At 71.0% G+C, this 15,518-nt stretch carries 17 protein-coding genes; 9 read left to right on the forward strand and 8 right to left on the reverse strand.

Annotated features, from left to right (window positions below; all coding sequences use genetic code 11):
- The first annotated feature begins 10 nt into the window (after nucleotides 1–10).
- From AC07FN_RS23975 to AC07FN_RS23990, 4 genes are read left to right on the forward strand one after another with little or no spacing between them, the layout of a single operon-like run.
- A complete protein-coding gene (locus AC07FN_RS23975; protein ID WP_478397627.1) occupies nucleotides 11–1,117 on the forward strand; it encodes an acyl-CoA dehydrogenase family protein in 1,107 nt (368 codons plus the stop codon).
- Complete coding sequence (locus tag AC07FN_RS23980; RefSeq protein ID WP_478397628.1) at nucleotides 1,114–1,554, forward strand: MaoC family dehydratase; 441 nt, start codon at nucleotides 1,114–1,116, stop codon at nucleotides 1,552–1,554. The genes AC07FN_RS23975 and AC07FN_RS23980 overlap by 4 nt, the downstream gene beginning before the upstream one ends.
- A complete protein-coding gene (locus AC07FN_RS23985) occupies nucleotides 1,551–2,741 on the forward strand; it encodes a lipid-transfer protein (RefSeq protein ID WP_478397629.1) in 1,191 nt (396 codons plus the stop codon). The genes AC07FN_RS23980 and AC07FN_RS23985 overlap by 4 nt, the downstream gene beginning before the upstream one ends.
- On the forward strand, nucleotides 2,738–3,553 hold the full coding sequence (locus tag AC07FN_RS23990; RefSeq protein WP_478397630.1) for a MaoC/PaaZ C-terminal domain-containing protein: 816 nt from the start codon (nucleotides 2,738–2,740) through the stop codon (nucleotides 3,551–3,553). The genes AC07FN_RS23985 and AC07FN_RS23990 overlap by 4 nt, the downstream gene beginning before the upstream one ends.
- A gap of 59 nt (nucleotides 3,554–3,612) precedes the next feature.
- Here the strand turns inward: AC07FN_RS23990 and AC07FN_RS23995 are convergent, their stop codons facing one another.
- Nucleotides 3,613–4,026: a RidA family protein gene (locus tag AC07FN_RS23995; RefSeq protein WP_478397631.1), complete on the reverse strand. Its 414-nt coding sequence runs from the start codon at nucleotides 4,024–4,026 to the stop codon at nucleotides 3,613–3,615.
- A 91-nt stretch (nucleotides 4,027–4,117) separates the two neighbouring features.
- Here AC07FN_RS23995 and AC07FN_RS24000 point away from each other — a divergent pair, with 91 nt between their 5' ends.
- Nucleotides 4,118–4,612: a MarR family winged helix-turn-helix transcriptional regulator gene (locus tag AC07FN_RS24000; protein WP_478397632.1), complete on the forward strand. Its 495-nt coding sequence runs from the start codon at nucleotides 4,118–4,120 to the stop codon at nucleotides 4,610–4,612.
- A 428-nt stretch (nucleotides 4,613–5,040) separates the two neighbouring features.
- Here the strand turns inward: AC07FN_RS24000 and AC07FN_RS24005 are convergent, their stop codons facing one another.
- Genes AC07FN_RS24005 through AC07FN_RS24015 form a run of 3 tightly spaced genes read right to left on the reverse strand, consistent with a single transcriptional unit; the run spans nucleotide 5,041 to nucleotide 7,371 of the window.
- Complete coding sequence (locus tag AC07FN_RS24005; RefSeq protein WP_478397633.1) at nucleotides 5,041–5,799, reverse strand: SDR family NAD(P)-dependent oxidoreductase; 759 nt, start codon at nucleotides 5,797–5,799, stop codon at nucleotides 5,041–5,043.
- A gap of 22 nt (nucleotides 5,800–5,821) precedes the next feature.
- Entirely contained in the window at nucleotides 5,822–6,037 is a 216-nt protein-coding gene (locus AC07FN_RS24010; protein WP_478397634.1) for a hypothetical protein, read from the reverse strand.
- Nucleotides 6,034–7,371, reverse strand: coding sequence for an acyl-CoA dehydrogenase family protein (locus AC07FN_RS24015; RefSeq protein WP_478397635.1), 1,338 nt, complete (start codon nucleotides 7,369–7,371; stop codon nucleotides 6,034–6,036). Before AC07FN_RS24015 ends, AC07FN_RS24010 begins: the two co-directional genes overlap by 4 nt.
- Before the next feature lie 151 nt (nucleotides 7,372–7,522).
- On the opposite strand from AC07FN_RS24015, the gene AC07FN_RS24020 reads away from it, so the two are divergent.
- The 4 genes from AC07FN_RS24020 (at nucleotide 7,523) to AC07FN_RS24035 (ending at nucleotide 11,876) form a co-directional block, all read left to right on the forward strand.
- Entirely contained in the window at nucleotides 7,523–9,232 is a 1,710-nt protein-coding gene (locus AC07FN_RS24020; protein WP_478397636.1) for a class I adenylate-forming enzyme family protein, read from the forward strand.
- Nucleotides 9,233–9,241: 9 nt separating this feature from the next.
- Nucleotides 9,242–9,928: a TetR/AcrR family transcriptional regulator gene (locus tag AC07FN_RS24025; protein WP_452614241.1), complete on the forward strand. Its 687-nt coding sequence runs from the start codon at nucleotides 9,242–9,244 to the stop codon at nucleotides 9,926–9,928.
- 76 nt (nucleotides 9,929–10,004) lie between these two features.
- Nucleotides 10,005–10,733, forward strand: a complete 729-nt coding sequence (locus AC07FN_RS24030; RefSeq protein WP_478397637.1) for an SDR family NAD(P)-dependent oxidoreductase — start codon at nucleotides 10,005–10,007, stop codon at nucleotides 10,731–10,733.
- A gap of 504 nt (nucleotides 10,734–11,237) precedes the next feature.
- Entirely contained in the window at nucleotides 11,238–11,876 is a 639-nt protein-coding gene (locus AC07FN_RS24035) for a LysE family translocator (protein ID WP_478397638.1), read from the forward strand.
- A 105-nt stretch (nucleotides 11,877–11,981) separates the two neighbouring features.
- Here the strand turns inward: AC07FN_RS24035 and AC07FN_RS24040 are convergent, their stop codons facing one another.
- Genes AC07FN_RS24040 through AC07FN_RS24055 form a run of 4 tightly spaced genes read right to left on the reverse strand, consistent with a single transcriptional unit; the run spans nucleotide 11,982 to nucleotide 15,464 of the window.
- Nucleotides 11,982–13,052: an NAD(P)H-dependent flavin oxidoreductase gene (locus AC07FN_RS24040; protein WP_478397639.1), complete on the reverse strand. Its 1,071-nt coding sequence runs from the start codon at nucleotides 13,050–13,052 to the stop codon at nucleotides 11,982–11,984.
- Nucleotides 13,049–13,816, reverse strand: a complete 768-nt coding sequence (locus AC07FN_RS24045) for a CoA-transferase subunit beta (protein WP_478397640.1) — start codon at nucleotides 13,814–13,816, stop codon at nucleotides 13,049–13,051. Before AC07FN_RS24045 ends, AC07FN_RS24040 begins: the two co-directional genes overlap by 4 nt.
- A gap of 2 nt (nucleotides 13,817–13,818) precedes the next feature.
- Complete coding sequence (locus AC07FN_RS24050) at nucleotides 13,819–14,709, reverse strand: CoA transferase subunit A (protein WP_452614245.1); 891 nt, start codon at nucleotides 14,707–14,709, stop codon at nucleotides 13,819–13,821.
- On the reverse strand, nucleotides 14,706–15,464 hold the full coding sequence (locus AC07FN_RS24055) for an enoyl-CoA hydratase family protein (protein WP_478397641.1): 759 nt from the start codon (nucleotides 15,462–15,464) through the stop codon (nucleotides 14,706–14,708). The genes AC07FN_RS24050 and AC07FN_RS24055 overlap by 4 nt, the downstream gene beginning before the upstream one ends.
- Nucleotides 15,465–15,518 lie beyond the last annotated feature (54 nt).

The raw sequence follows: 15,518 nt of genomic DNA on the forward strand, positions 1-15,518 counted from the left end.
AGAACCCCGAATGGACTTCCACCTCAGCGACGAGCTGGTCGCGGTCCAGGACCTGTCCCGCAGCATCTTCGCCGACCGGGCCGCCACCGACCGGATCCGGGAGGTGGAGGCGTCGGAGACGCGCGTCGACGAGCGCCTCTGGGCGGACCTGGCCGGGGCCGGGCTGGTGGGCATCGCGCTGCCCGAGGAGCACGGCGGAGCGGGCCTCGGCCTCGCCGGCCTGTGCGTGCTGCTGGAGGAGCAGGGCCGGTTCGTCGCACCCGTTCCACTGTGGACGGCGGGCGTGGTGGCGCTGGCGGTCGCCACCCACGGCGACGAGGAGCAGCGCGCCCGGATCCTGCCGGCGGCAGCCGACGGGAGCCTGCGGCTGGCCCTCGCGCTGGAGGAGTTCGCCCCCGCCGAGCCCGGCGCGCCGGCGTGCACCGCGACCGCCGACGGAAATGCCTGGCGGCTAACGGGAACCAAGGCGGTCGTGCCGTCCCCGCAGGGCGCCGGCGCGGTGGTCGTGTCCGCGACCACGGACCGGGGACCGGGGCTGTTCCTGGTGCGAGCGGACGCCGAAGGCGCGCGGTGGGAACAGGCCGAGACCACGACCCGGGACCTCAGCGGGCACCTCCACCTCGACCGGGCCGCCGGGCACGCGGTCGGCGCTCCGGGCGGCGACGCGCTCCGCCGGACCCTGCACCGCGCCACCGCCGCCCTCGCGGCGATCCAGGCCGGGGTCGCGCGAGGAGCCCTGGCGCTCGCCGCCGGCTACCTCGGCGAGCGGCACCAGTTCGGCCGCCCCTTGGCCACCTTCCAGGCGGTCCAGCACCAGCTGGCCGACTGCTACATCGACATCGAGGCCATGCGGGTGACGCTGTGGCAGGCGATCACCTCGCTCGCCGACGAGGCGCCCGGCGCCGGCGCCGCCGTGCTGGTGGCCAAGTGGTGGGCGGACCAGGCCGGGCTGGACGTCGTGCACCGCACGCAGCACGTGCACGGCGGCATCGGCGTCGACTACCCGGCCCACCGGTTCTTCCTGTGGGGCAAGCAGATCTCCGGCACGTTCGGCGGAGCCGAGGCCGCTCTCGCCGACCTGGGCGAGCACCTGGCCGTCGAGGAGGTGGCCTCGTGACGATCCCGCCGACGCGGACCTTCGACGTGGTGCGCGTCGGGGAAGTCCTCCCGGAGCTGGAGATCCCGCTGACACGAACCCTCGTCGTGGCCACCGCCATCGCGAGCCGGGACTTCCAGGACGTGCACCACGATCCGGGGCTGGCGGCCGAGCGCGGCTCCCAGGACGTGTTCATGAACATCCTCACGACCAACGGCCTGGTGGACCGGTTCGTCACCTCCTGGGCCGGCCCGGCAGCGGTGGTCAAGGCCATCCGGATCCGGCTCGGCGCGCCCAACTACCCGGGCGACACGATGGTCCTCAGCGGCGCGGTGACCGGCAAGGACGAGCCGAACCGGCGCGTCCAGGTCTCGGTCCGGGGCGAGAACGGCCTCGGCGCGCACGTCACCGGCACGGTCGACGTCCAGCTTCCCGGCACCCGGAAGGAATCCGCATGAGCCCGGCCAGCGGCACCGCGCTGTCCCGTTCGGCCGCGATCGTCGGCATCGGCGCGACGGAGTTCTCCAAGAAGTCCGGCCGCAGCGAACTGCAGCTGGCCACCGAAGCGGTGCTCGCCGCCGTGGCCGATGCCGGGCTGACGCCCGCCGACGTCGACGGCATGGTGACCTACACCGCGGAGTCGAGTTCCGACATCCACGTCGCCCGCAACGCGGGGATCGGCGATCTCACCTTCTTCTCCCGCGTCGGCTACGGCGGCGGGGCGGCGTGCGGCACGGTCGCGCACGCCGCGGCCGCCATCGCCACCGGGCTGGCGTCGGTCGTGGTCTGCTGGCGGGCGTTCAACGAGCGGTCGGGGGAGCGCTACGGCCTGGGCCAGGCCGACCGCGCGATGGACACCAGCGCCGACCGGGCCGCGTACTCGTGGATGACGCCGTACGGCCTGAACACCCCAGCCCAGTGGGTCGCCATGTTCGCCCGCCGCTACCAGCACGAATACGGCGCCACCTCGGAGGATTTCGGGCGGGTCGCCGTGCTGGACCGCAAGCACGCCGCCACCAACCCCAACGCCTGGTTCTACGGGCGCCCGATCACCCTGGCGGACCACCAGGCGTCGCGGTGGATCGCCGAGCCGCTGCACCTGCTGGACTGCTGCCAGGAAACGGACGGGGGCCAGGCGCTGGTGCTGGTCTCCGCGGAGCGCGCCCGGGACCTGCCGCACGCCCCGGTGGACGTGCTCGCCGCGGCGCAGGGTTCCGGCGCCGACCAGCACATGATGACGAGCTACTACCGGCCGTCGATCTCGGGCATCCCGGAGCTGGGGCTGGTCGGCGACCAGCTGTGGTCGCAGAGCGGGCTGCGCCCCGACGACGTGCAGGCCGCGATCCTCTACGACCACTTCACCCCGCTGGTGCTCCCGCAGCTGGAGGAGCTCGGCTTCTGCGCCCGGGGCGAGGCGAAGGACTTCATCCGGGACGGTCACCTCGAACTGGACGGCAGGCTGCCCACCAACACCCACGGCGGCCAGCTCGGCGAGGCGTACCTGCACGGGATGAACGGCATCGCCGAGGCCGTCCGGCTGGTCCGGGGCACCTCGGTCAACCAGCCGGCGGGAGTGCGGAACGTGGTGGTCACGGCGGGAACCGGGGTGCCGACCAGCGGCCTGATCGTGGGAGCGGCGCGATGACGGCGGAAACGGCCCGCCCGGCGGGCGAATGGCGGGGCGTCGAGCTCGGCAGCCGCGTGGTCGACTACACCGAGCGGGACGCGATCCTCTACGCGCTGGCGGTCGGCGCCGCGGCAACGGACCTGGACCTGGTCTTCGAGGAGCGGCTGCGCGTCCTGCCGACCTTTGCGCTGACGCTCGCGCAATGGGCTCCCGACGCACTGGGCGCCCGGGGAGCTTTCGACACCCGCACCGCCGTGCACGGCTCACAGCGGCTCGAAGTGCTCGCCCCGCTGCCCCGCTCGGGTTCGCTGGCGCTGACCGCGTCCGTGGCGCAGGTGTGGGACAAGGGCTCCGCGGCGATCTTCGAGGTGGCGGTGGAGAGCGACTACTTCGTCGCCACCTGGGCGCTGTTCGCCCCCGGCTGCGGCGGGTTCGGCGGCGAGCGCGGCCCGTCGAGCCCGAAGCGGCCGGAAGCCGCGGCCGACCGCCGGCTCGACGTCGCCACCGCGCCGAACCAGGCGGCGCTGTACCGGTTGCTGGGGGATCGACACCACATGCACATCGATCCCGAAGCCGCCGAGGCGGCCGGGCAGCCGCGGCCGTTCCTGCACGGCCTGTGCACCCTGGCGGGCACGACCCTGTCCGTGGCGCGGCGCTACGGAGCCCATCCGGCCGACCTGCGCCGGTTGGAGGGTCGCTTCGCCGCTCCCGTCTTCCCCGGCGACCGGCTCTCGGTCGAGTGCTGGGGAGCCGACGCGAGCGCGGTCGCTTTCGGCGCCGCGGTCGCGGAGCGCGCCGTGCTGACCGGTGGGACGGTCTCGTTCGGCTAGCGCCGGCGCCTGCCGACCGGGGGCGTCCGGTCGGCAGGCGCATCGGGGGTGGCCGGCGGTCAACCGACGATGGCCGTCACGCGGATCTCGACGCGCATCCCCGGGGCGCCGAGGGCCGGCACGCCGAGCTCGGTCCAGATGGGCGCGCGGTCGCCCATGCGCTCGCGGAACTGCGCCACCATGACGCGGTTGTGGACCTCTCCGATGAACTCGGCGGATTCGGGGACGTGGTAGGAGTTCACGGCGATGACGTCCCGCCACGTGGCGCCGGCCGTGGCGAGGGTTCGCTCGACGTTCTCGAAGGCCTGCACGATCTCGTCTTCGAGGGACTCGGGGAAGTTCCAGTCGTCGTCCCATCCTCCTTGGCCCGAGGTCTCGACGCGGTCGCCGATGCGAACCGCCTGGTTGTAGTGCATGTCGGTCAGCTGCCTCGCGCCGTACCCGGGCGTGGCGAAGAATTCCGGCTCGCTCATGGGGTCCTCTCGTGATCACTTCACGCGTGAAGTCAACGTAGCACGGTTTTACTTCATGCGTGAAGTAATGGCCGCTGGGTAGGGTTCCGCCATGGCCACCACCGCACCCCCAGGCGGGCACGCCCCGGACGAGACGCCGTGGCTGAACCCGGACGAGAAGGAGGCCTGGACCGGGCTGGTCTCGCTGATCCTGCTGCTACCGGGGCGGCTGGAGTCGCCGCTGCAGCAGGAGGCCGGCCTGACCCTCTTCGAGTACCTGACCCTCAGCCACATCTCGGAGGCCCCGGAGCGCCGCCTGCGGATGAGCGAGCTGGCCTACCTGGCCAACGGTTCCCTCTCGCGCCTGTCCAACGTCGTGAAGCGGTTCGAGCAGCGGGGCTGGGTGGAGCGTTCGCCCGATCCCGACGACGGCCGGTACACCATCGCCGCCCTCACCGACGCCGGCTACGAGGTGGTCGTCGCCGCCGCGCCCACGCACGTGCGCGCGGTGCGGCGGCTCGTCCTCGACCCGCTCACCGCCACCGACCAGCAGGCGCTGGCCCGCATCGCGGCCAAGCTGCGGGTACGACCGGTCGACCTGGCCTAGGTGCAGGACGCCACGACGTTGGTGACACGCTGATCCAGCATGGCTGCGGGCGGTTGTCCGCCTGCTGCGCCGTGCGGGCGGTGATAGTCGTAGTGCGCGTTCCACACGCAGAGGGCGTTCGAGCGTTGCTGCTCTGAGGTTGTGTCACTGCCGGTCTGCCCGGGCAGCACCGCCCTCACCCGGTTCCGCGGGTGCGTCCGGTGACGGCGGCAGAACGCCAACACGCTCACCTCGCACCCCCGGCTGCTCGGCAAGGTCGACGATCGCGCGAGCGTGGTCGGGACGAGATCGTCGATGCGCGGGAGCCCGGTGCCACCCGCTACCCGAGCAAGCAGTAACCGGCCGGACGTCAGCAACCTGTTGGCCGGCAACGCCTAGAGGTCGTTCCCGCGGGTTCGGTCCTGCGATTGCGGGACGGCCGACCGAAATCAGTGGACGCCGCCGTCGAGGCGGAGGATTGCTCCGGTGCAGAAGGAAGACGCGGCACTGGCGAAGTAGAGAGCCGCCCCCACGACCTCGTCGGGCTCGCCTCCGCGGCCCAGCGCGATCGAGGTTCTGGCCCGTTCGGCGAAGGCGTCGAGGTCCCAGGCGTGGGAGATGTCGGTGAGGAACGGCCCGGCTTGGATGGCGTTGACCCGGACCTCGGGGCCGAAGGCGCGGGCGAAGCCTTCGGTGAGGGTGTTCAGACCGGCTTTCGCCGCGGCGTAGGGGAGTTCGATCGGTGCCGGTCGGATCGCGGCTATCGACGAGATGTTGATGATCGCGCCGCCGTCGCCCTCGGCCATCCGGGTGCCGATCAGTGCGGTGAGCCGGAACGGGCCCTTGAGGTTGACGGCGAGAACCTTGTCCCACAGGGCTTCGCTCACCTCGTCGAGGCTGGGGTAGAGCGGCGAGAGGCCGGCGTTGTTGACCAGCACGTCGACTCGGCCGAACTCGGCGTAGGCGCGTTCGACCAGGGCATCGCACTGGTCCCAGTGGCTGACGTTGCAGGCCACGGGGAGTGCGCGGACGCCGTGCTCCTCCTCGATCTCACGTGCCGTGCTCTCGCAGGCTGCCAGCTTGCGGCTGGCGATGATCACGTCCGCCCCCTTGGCCGCGAAGGCGTGGGCCATCGCGCGGCCCATGCCCCGGCTGCCACCGGTGACGAGGGCGATCTTGCCGGTCAGGTCGAAGGTCGTGTCGGTCATGGGATCGCGCTCCAACCGGGGTTCATATCAGCGTTCGGGCGCAGATGTCGCGGCGGGCGGCGCAGTACGTCACCTGATCGCCCCTGCGTAGCCGCAGCATGACGTTCTGCGTGCCGCCGGTCAGCTCGGTGACTTCGGTGAAGTCGCCCGGCGGCAGGCCCTGGTCGTCCATCCACCGTGCGAGCGCGGCGAAATCGACCAGCGCGGGATCCACTGTGGATGGTCGGGGTGCGCTCACGCCGGGAGCCGCCCGTGCCGCTTGAGCACGTCGGCGTACTTCTGGCGGGCCTGGTCGCGCAACTTCGGCTCGTGGCGGGTGGGGAACAGGTCGTCGGACGGCTCGTAGTCGTGCAGCACCTGCCGGGCCAGGGTGGCCTTGTGGACCTCGGTCGGGCCGTCGGCGAGCCCCATGTGAAAGGACTGGGTGACGTACCCGGCGAACGGCATCTCGTTGGAGACGCCGAGCGAGCCGTGGACCTGCAGCGCGCGGGAGGCCACATCGCGCAAGACGCGCGGCATCATCGCCTTGACCGCGGAGATGTCGGCGCGCACCTTGCGGTAGTCCTGGTACTTGTCGATGCGCCACGCGGTGCGCAGCACCAGGAGCCGGTAGGTCTCCAGGTCCAGCCAGGAATCCGCGATCATCTCCTGCACCATCTGCTTGCGCGCGAGCTGCTCGCCCTGGGTGGTGCGGGAGAGCGCTCGCTCGGCCATCATGTCGAGGCTCCGCCTGATCAGCCCGACGGTGCGCATGGCGTGGTGGATGCGCCCACCGCCGAGGCGGGTCTGCGCCACCATGAACGCCTCACCGCGCGGGCCGAGCAGCGCGTCGGCCGGAATGCGGACGTTGCTGTAGCGGATGTAGGCGTGCGAGCCCGCTCCTTCGGGGTCACCGCCGAGCCCGACGTTGCGGATGATCTCCACCCCCGGCGCGTCGGTCGGGACGATCAGCATCGACTGCTGCCGGTACGGCGGGTTGTCCGGGTCGGTGACCGCCATGACGATGAGGAAAGCCGCGTAGCGGGCGTTGGAGGAGAACCACTTCTCCCCGTTGATCACCCATTCTCCCCCACTCTCGGCTTCGCTCGAGCGGGGGGTGCCCCCTCCATCGCGAACCGCGCTGGTGGTGAACACCTTCGGGTCGGCGCCACCTTGCGGCTCGGTCATCGAGAACGCCGAGACGATCTCGTTGGCGAGCAGCGGCTGCAGCCAGCGCTCCTTCTGCGCCGGCGTGCCGAAGTGGGCGAGGATCTCGCTGTTGCCGCTGTCGGGGGCTTGGGCGCCGAAGACGATCGGGGCGCAGCGCGCCCGGCCGAGGATCTCGTTCATCAGGGCGAGCTTGACCTGCCCGTACCCGGGTCCGCCCAGGTCCGGGCCGAGGTGGCAGGCCCACAGGCCGCGTTCGCGGACCGTTTCCTGCAACGGCGGGATCAGCTCCGCGCGGACCGGGTCGTCGAGGTCGTAGGGGTGGTCGATGATGTGGTCGAGCGGTTCGATCTCCTCGCGGACGAACTCCTCGATCCAGTCGAGTTCTCGCTGGAACTCGGGGTCGGTCTCGAATTCCCAGGCCACGGCGGTCTCCTCCGGTGCGGGCTTCGGTGCCGGGCGCCAACGTAATGCGACTGCCTTAGAAGCACAAGCACTTGATTTTCCGTTGCGGGCGGAGCAGATTCGAGCCGTCTCACGGAATGTCCGAGCCGGCGAGGGTGGGGACGTGGAAACGATGAGGAACCACGAGGACATCCGCGCAGAGCTGACCGCTCCGGGCGCGCCTTTCGAGACCGTCGAGGTCGACATCCGCGGTGTGCGAGTGCGTGCCTGGCGGAACGCGCCAGCCAGCTTGCGGGCCGTGGTCGAGAACTCGCGGGCCTTCGCCGAGCGGGATTTCCTCGTCCACGGCGATGAGCGGGTCACCTACCGCGAGCACTTCCAGCAGGTTGCCGGGTTGGCGGGGCAGCTCGTCGACGAGCACGGCATCCGGAAGGGCGACCGGGTCGCCATCGCCATGCGCAACTACCCCGAATGGCCGGTCGCCTTCTTCGCCGCCGCGTGCGCCGGTGCTGTCGTGGTGCCGTTGAACGCTTGGTGGTCGGCGAGCGAGCTGGGGTTCGGGCTGCGCGACTCCGGGGCGAAGGTGCTGATCGCGGACCAGGAGCGGATGGACCGGCTGCGGGACGTGCTACCGGGCCTCGGGATCACCGCGATCGTGGCGCGGCCGACCGGGCCGCTGCCCGCCGGCAGCAGCGACATCCGCGATGTGCCCGCCGCCGCGGAGCTTCCCGATGTCGACCTCGGCCCCGAGGACGACGCCACGATCTTCTACACGTCCGGCACCACCGGCACTCCCAAAGGCGCGTTCGGCACGCACCGCAACATCTGCGGCAACGTGACCAGCGTGGGATACGCGGCGGCCCGGGCCCTGCTCCGGCAGGGCGGGTCGCTCGCCGATCTGGCCGCGGCGCAGGCGATGCCGGCGACGGCACTGGTGGCGGTTCCGTTCTTCCACGGCACCGGCTGCCACTCGGTGCTGCTAGGTGCTTTCCACCGAGGCGCCACTTTGGTCCTGATGCACAAGTGGGACGCCGGCACCGCGCTCGAACTCATCGAGCGCGAGCGCGTCACGCAATTCACCGGCGTGCCGGCGATGCTCGCGCAACTTTATGCGCACCCCGAGTTCGCGCGGCGCGACCTGACCAGCCTGACCGCGGTCGGAACCGGAGGAGCGGCTGCGCCACCGGCGCTCGTGCAGCGCTCCACCGCGCTCCTGCCCGGCGCGGCGCCGGCCAACGGCTACGGCCTCACCGAGACGTCCTCGATGACCACGGCCAACCGCGGACTCGATTACCTGGCCAAGCCGGACAGCATCGGGCTCGCGGTCGCGATCTGCGACGTCGAGGTGGTGGACCCGGTCACCGAGCAGCGGTTGCCCGCGGACGAGATCGGCGAGCTGCGGATGAAGGGCGCGAACGTGGTCAAGGGCTACTGGAACCGGCCGGACGCCACGGCCGACGCGATCACCGACGGCTGGCTGCGCTCCGGCGACCTCGCCCGGATCGACGAAGAGGGGTTCGTCTACATCGTCGACCGGGCCAAGGACATGCTGATCCGCGGCGGGGAGAACGTCTACTGCGCCGAGGTCGAGGCCGCGATCCACGAACATCCCGCAGTGGCCGACTGCGCCGTGATCGGCATCCCGCACGACATCCTGGGCGAAGAGGTGGGGGTGCTGGTCCAGGTCCTCGCCGGCACCACCCTGACCGCCGAGGCACTGCGCGCGTTCCTGGACGGGCGGATAGCGCGGTTCAAGATCCCCGCGCACGTCTGGGTGCAGGAGGACGAGCTGCCCCGCAACGCCTCCGGGAAGATCCTCAAGCGGCAGATCCGCACCGAGCTGATCCGCGCGGTCACGGCCGGCGAATCGCGGCACGGATAGGTTCTCGCCATGACCCACACCTCGACGCGCGATGCCGAACCCGCGGCGGACGCGCGTTCGGCGCTGACCCGAGCGGCCACCCGGCTCTTCGCCGAACGCGGGATCTACGCGGTGTCGCTGCGGGAGATCACCCGCGCCGCCGGGCAGCGCAACACCACCGCGCTGCAGTACCACTTCACCAACCGGGAAGGCCTGCTCCGGGAGGTGCTGATCGAGCACGGGCGGGACGTCGGGGCTCGCCGCAACACGCTGCTCGACCAGTACGAGCTGACCGGCCGCGACGACCTGCGCGCGCTGGCGTCCGCACTGGTCCTGCCCCTGATCGCGAAGCTGTCGGATCCCGCGGGCGGCCGCGAGTACCTGCAGATCGCCGCGGAACTGCTCGGCCGGACCAACCGGATGGTCGAGCCGGGGGAACCTGCCGCGATCGTGCTCGACGACCCCGGGGGCAGCCTGGCCCGCTGGCTCGGACTGGTGGCACCGATGCTGCCGCCCGAGGCGGTCGGCCCGCCGCTGCACCGCCGATTCGCGGCCATCCACTTCGCGCACCTCGAACTGAGCCGCCGCGCCAAGGACGACCCGCGCAGCGAACAAACCCTGTTCACCCACTACCTCACCGACCTGGTGGCCGCGGTGCTCGCAGCACCGGTCTCCGACGAGACGAAGCGGGTGCTCGCCACGCGGCAGCGATCCTGACGCCCGCCCGACCGGAAGGACATCGATGTCCCGACTGACCAGATTGAGCCGTTCTGTCGCCGGCAGCGTTGCCCTCGTGACCGGAGCGGCGAGCGGGATGGGGCGGGCGACGGCCCACCTGCTCGCCGACGAGGGCGCCGCCGTCGGCATCGTCGACCGCGACGCCGACGGGCTGGCGGCGGTTGCTGAAGAGATCCGCGGCGCAGGAGCTGAGGTGCACGCCGTGGTCGCGGACGTCGCAGATCCCAGCGCGCCTGCTGCCGCGGTGTCGGAGGTCCGCGAAGCGCTCGGCCCGATCGACGCCCTGGTCAACAACGCCGGGGTCAGCATCCACGCCGGTCTGGCGGACGAGGGCTTCGACGATGCGTGGGCGACCACGCTCGCGATCAACCTGACCGCATATCCCGGGTTCGTCCGGGCGGCCCTTCCGGACCTGCGCCGCAACCGCGCGGGCCGGGTCGTGAACATCGCCTCCACCGAGGGGCTCGGCGCGACGGCCGGGATCACGGCCTACACCGCTTCCAAGCACGGCGTGATCGGCCTGACGCGCTCGCTCGCGGTGGAGCTGGGACCCAGCGGAGTCACGGTGAACTGCGTCTGCCCCGGCCCGATCAACACCGGCATGACCGCGCGAATCCAGGACGAGGACAAGGCCGTCTTCGCGCGGCGGCGCACAGCGCTGCGGCGGTACGGAGAGCCGGAGGAGGTCGCCCACGTCACGGTATCCCTGCTACTGCCCGCGGCCTCGTTCGTCACCGGCGCGGTGCTCGCGGTCGACGGCGGCCTGACGGTCCGCAACGCCTGATCCAGGCGGATTGCAAAGGATCTTCCGCCTGAACGGCGAATCCCTCGCGGTCAAGTCCGCAGTTTCAATGAGGTTTTTCCAACCTCGTTCTGCGTGGCGGTGCGGGTGGCGGAACCTCAGAGGCTTCCGGGACTGTGGGTGCCCCTCCTGATGTATGTCCAATACACGGCGTCAGGGCCGTCCTCGCCGACGGAACCCCGGAGGGGTGGGCACCGTGAACCCGCGGCGGTGCGAGTGTCGTAGGTGGGTTATGCGCCTGCGGCGCATGCGGCACCTCATCGACGTGTGGCTTTGCGACCCGCGGCTGCGGGTTGACCAGGATTAAAAGGGCTCAATTGAAACTGCGAACTGGGTGCCCGGCGAGCGGCGACTGCGCCCTTGCGGGGAGCCGAGTCGCGTGCCGTTGCACCGCTTTCCGCAACACCCTCTTGCAAAGGGTCGTTTCAGAGGGGCGGGCGTGAGCCCGGCTGGGAAGGGCGACTGCCCGCCCGATACGTTCGCTCCATGGAACTCGTACCGCTCGCCTCGTTGCTCGGCGTCGTGGTGGTGGAGTTGGGCATGGTGCTGACCCCCGGGCCCAACATGGTCTACCTGGCATCGCGAGCCATCTCGCAGGGGCGGCGTGCCGGACTCGTGTCGCTCGCCGGGGTTGCCCTCGGATTCGTCGTCTACCTCGTCGCAGCGGCCGCCGGTCTATCCGCGCTCTTCGTGGCCGTACCTGAGGCCTACCACGTGGTGAAACTCCTGGGCGCGGCGTACCTCGCGTGGATGGCTTGGCAGATCCTGCGCCCCGGTGGCGCCTCGCCGTTCGAACCGCGCGAACTGGCCCCGCACTCGGCGGCCCGCCTGTTCGGCATGGGGCTGCTGACGAACCTCTTGAACCCCAAGATCGCGCTCCTGTACGCCGCGCTGATCCCCCAGTTCGTCGATCCCGCGCTGGGTGCGACGTGGTGGCAGTTCCTCCAGCTCGGAACCGCGCAGATCGTGGTTGGCGTGACCATCAACGGCCTCATCGTTCTCGCCGCCGCTGCGCTCGCCGGGTATCTGGCCCGCCACCCCCGCGTGCTCCAGGCACAGCGTTTCGCATCCGGCACCCTGCTGGGCTTCTTCGCCGCGAAGATGGCCGTCAGCCGGCCCAACTGAACCGATCAGCTGGCCGGAATCCGGGCCGGGGAACCTTCGGAGGGGCGTCCGCGAAGCTTCTGAAAGAGGCGGTGCCCGCTGCGTCGTGGGCACCGCCTCTGGTTCTCAGAGCGCGTATTTCTGGGTCCTCCGCAGGCATTCGGCCGCCTCGGTGACCACCCTGCCGATCAGCTCCTCGCAGGTCGGCAGGTCGTCCAGGACACCGACCACCTGACCGGCGGCGAGCACGCCGGCGTTCGTGTCGCCGTCGACGAGGCCGGACTTGAGCATCGTCGGGGTGTTGGCCGCGAGCACCATCTGCGACCAGGAGCGGCCGCTGCCGTGCTTCATCGACCGGCCGTCGGCGGCGAGCTCGCGCCAGGTCATTCCGCTCAGCTTCTTGAACTTCAGGGTCCGCCGGATGGTCGGCCCCAGCCGCTTCAGGATGCTCGTCTCCTGCAGTTCCTCCACGAACCGGGTGCGCAGCATGCGGTGCGGCATGCCGTCGACCTTGTCGGTGACGACGGTCCCGTTGACGTCGTGGGAGAGGTACAGCCGCTTCACGGCATCGGGAACGGCGCTGTCCTTGGTGAGCAGGAAGCGGGTGCCCATGCCGATTCCTGCGGCGCCGTAGGACAAAGCCGCCGCGAGGCCGCGGCCGTCGAAGAAGCCGCCCGCCGCGACGACGGGGATGTCGACGGCGTCGAGCACGCTCGGCAGGAGCAGCGTGGTGGGCACCGAGCCGGTGTGACCGCCGCCTTCGCCGCCCTGGACCATGACCGCGTCGGCGCCCCACGCCGCCACCTTCTCGGCGTGGCGGGGCGCGCCGACCGAGGGCATCACGACGATGCCGTGGTCCTTGAGCTTGGCGATCAGCTCCTTCTTCGGCGCCAGCGCGAACGATGCGACCTTCACCCCGTGCCGGATCAGCAGGTCGACGCGCTGCGGCGCGTCGCCGGCGTCGGCCCGGAGGTTGACGCCGAAGGGCTGGTCGGTGCGGCGCTTGACCGCGATGATCGCCCGCTCCAGCTCTTCCAGGCCCATCGTCGCGCTGGCCAGGATGCCCAGGCCGCCGGCGTTGGCCGTGCCGCCGACCAGGCTCGGCCCGGCCACCCAGCCCATGCCGGTCTGCACGACCGGATGCCGGATGCCGACCAGGTCGTTGAGCGGGGTGCGCAGGAGCTGCTCGGCACTCATCGGGCGGCCTCCGGCTTGACCTCGCGGTCGCGCAGGTTCTTCGGGTCGATCACCTCGCGGATGAGCGTCAGCTCCGCGCCGGTGGGCGTGCGGGTCTCCGGGACCTCGTCGTCGGCGTGGATCTCGCAGCCGCTGGCCGCCCGCACGTCGTCGACGGTCACGCCCGGGTGCACCGAGCGCAGCCGCAACGTGCGGTCGGGGCCGCCCAGGTCGAGGACCGCGAGGTTCGAGACGATGCGGTGGATGTCGTTGTACCGGGCCGCGGCCGGTCCGGCCTGCTCGGCCAGCTTCGGGCCGATGCCGGAGACGATGTCCACCCGTTCCACGAAAACCCGGGGGGCGTGCTTCGGAACCCAGTACGAGGTGCGGTTGTTCGCGGTGTTGCCGGGGGCGCCGCGGGAACCGAGCAGCTGGCGCTTCGGCTGCGCGAAGTCGCCGATCGCCGAGATGTTCTGGTTGCCGTGCCGGTCGATCTGGGTGGCGCCCATCATGACGTGCCGCTTGCCGTAGGCGACCACGTCGAAGACCTTCCGGAACGGGATCCAGCCCTCCACCGCATCGGATCCGGCCCCGAGCGCGGGAACCTCGGCGAGGAAGCGGGATTCGCCGTCGGAGATCACCAGATCGGGATTGCTCGTCAGCTTGGCCAGCCGGACGCCCAGGGTGGGCAGCAGTCCCATCGGGCTGCCGAAGATCTCGCCGTCGTCGGCGAACGCGTCGGCGATGGCCGCCGCGCAGATCTCGGCACGCGTCACGTCGGACATCCTCACGCCTCCTGCTCTTCGTGGAACGCCTTCACGGCGGCCTGGTAGTCGTCCTCGGTGCCGCGCAGGAAGCGCCGTTCGAAGGCTTCCCAGGCCGACGGGTCGGCGGCCGCGGCGGCGTAGGCGCGCTGGAACTTCTCGTCCCGCTCGTAGTCCGGGGTGCACGTGGTGAAGTGGGCCCCGTTGGGCGTTTCGACGACGCCGTCGACCATCATCCGGCTGATCAGCAGGCGCTGGACGGCGGCTTCGCGGGTGAGCTCCGCGGTGTCGACGATGCGCTCGCAGGTCACGAACGCCTTGTCGGCCGCCATGCAGAACAGATCGTCGAAGTAGGGATCCGGGCCGAGGTAGGTGGCGTTGCCGTGCGGGTCCGCGCGGTTCATGTGCACCAGCGCGGCGTCGAGGTGCAGCGCCGGAACGGCGACGAGTTCCTCGAAGACGCCGTCCGCAGCGGGGTACGGGCTGGTCACGGTGCGCAGGCCGGGGTTGTTCACCATGACGTCGGAGCCGAGCCCGGCGCGCATGGGCAGGAAAGGCAGGCGCTGAGCGGCGGCGCGCAGCCCGGCCTGGAACATGCCCTCGTCGAGCTCGACGACCTCGGGGATCGTCCGGTTCTGCCGCGCCTGCTGGAAGTTCGGTTCGAGCGGCACGGAGTCGAGCGAGACGAACGCGTACACCAGCTTGCGGATCCGGCCCGCGCGGGCGAGGAGCCCGACGTCGGCGCCGCCCCAGGAGACCAGGGTGAGGTCGGTCAGGTTCGAGCGCAGGATCGCGCGGACCAGCGCCATCGGCTTGCGCCGTGGGCCCCAGCCGCCGATGCCGATGGTCATGCCGTCTTCGAGCCCGGCGACCACGTCGTCCGCGGTCATGCGCTTGTCGCGGGGCTTGCTCATTCGCTCCTCGCTTTCTCGGTGCCGGCGAACCGGTCCCGGTGCTCGTCCGCCACCCCGGCGAGGTTGAGCTCCATGGTGAAGCCCTGCTCGAACCGGTAGCTGCGGTTGACGTCGACGGGGTCGATGCCGTTGATGGCCTCCTTGGCCATCCGGATGACCCGGGTGTCCTTCGCAGCGATCTCGGCCGCGACGGAGAGGGCCGCCTCGTCGAGGCGGTCGCGCGGGACGACTTCGAGGACGGAGCCGTGCCCGACGAGGTCGGTGGCGGGGATGTTGCGGCCGGTGAAGTAGAGGGTGCGCAGCAGGTGCGGCGGGACGAGGCGGGCGAGGTGGGTCGCGGCGCCGAGGGCACCGCGATCCACCTCCGGCACCCCGAAGTAGGCGTCTTCGGCGGCGACGATCGTGTCGGCGTTGCCGACCAGGCCGACGCCGCCGCCGAGGCAGAACCCGTTGACGGCGGCGATGACCGGCACGGCGCACTCGTAGACGGCCTTGAACGCGGCGTAGCAGCCGCGGTTCGCGCCGATCAGGGCGTCGAATCCGTCGGTGTGCTGCATTTCCTTGATGTCGACGCCCGCGTTGAAGCCCTTGCCCTCCGCGCGCAGCACGACGACGTGGGTGTTCAGGTCCGCGCCCGCTTCGTCGAGCGCCGCGGCGAGGTCGAACCAGCCCCGAACGGGGAGCGCGTTGACAGGCGGGTAGTCGACCGTGATGACGCGGATGCCGTCGTCACGCAAGTCCGAGGTGATGCCCATGTGCCACCTTCCGGGCTACTTGACCTATCATTTGCTTGGTACCCTAACATCTGC

This window comes from Saccharopolyspora sp. NPDC045941 (assembly GCF_056431445.1).

Coding starts and splice junctions, on each gene's coding strand:
- AC07FN_RS23975 (WP_478397627.1), top strand. CDS start 11: ATGGACTTCCACCTCAGCGACGAGCTGGTCGCGGTCCAGGACCTGTCC.
- AC07FN_RS23985 (WP_478397629.1), top strand. CDS start 1,551: ATGAGCCCGGCCAGCGGCACCGCGCTGTCCCGTTCGGCCGCGATCGTC.
- AC07FN_RS23990 (WP_478397630.1), top strand. CDS start 2,738: ATGACGGCGGAAACGGCCCGCCCGGCGGGCGAATGGCGGGGCGTCGAG.
- AC07FN_RS23995 (WP_478397631.1), bottom strand. CDS start 4,026: ATGAGCGAGCCGGAATTCTTCGCCACGCCCGGGTACGGCGCGAGGCAG.
- AC07FN_RS24000 (WP_478397632.1), top strand. CDS start 4,118: ATGGCCACCACCGCACCCCCAGGCGGGCACGCCCCGGACGAGACGCCG.
- AC07FN_RS24005 (WP_478397633.1), bottom strand. CDS start 5,799: ATGACCGACACGACCTTCGACCTGACCGGCAAGATCGCCCTCGTCACC.
- AC07FN_RS24020 (WP_478397636.1), top strand. CDS start 7,523: ATGAGGAACCACGAGGACATCCGCGCAGAGCTGACCGCTCCGGGCGCG.
- AC07FN_RS24025 (WP_452614241.1), top strand. CDS start 9,242: ATGACCCACACCTCGACGCGCGATGCCGAACCCGCGGCGGACGCGCGT.
- AC07FN_RS24035 (WP_478397638.1), top strand. CDS start 11,238: ATGGAACTCGTACCGCTCGCCTCGTTGCTCGGCGTCGTGGTGGTGGAG.
- AC07FN_RS24040 (WP_478397639.1), bottom strand. CDS start 13,052: ATGAGTGCCGAGCAGCTCCTGCGCACCCCGCTCAACGACCTGGTCGGC.
- AC07FN_RS24045 (WP_478397640.1), bottom strand. CDS start 13,816: ATGTCCGACGTGACGCGTGCCGAGATCTGCGCGGCGGCCATCGCCGAC.
- AC07FN_RS24050 (WP_452614245.1), bottom strand. CDS start 14,709: ATGAGCAAGCCCCGCGACAAGCGCATGACCGCGGACGACGTGGTCGCC.
- AC07FN_RS24055 (WP_478397641.1), bottom strand. CDS start 15,464: ATGGGCATCACCTCGGACTTGCGTGACGACGGCATCCGCGTCATCACG.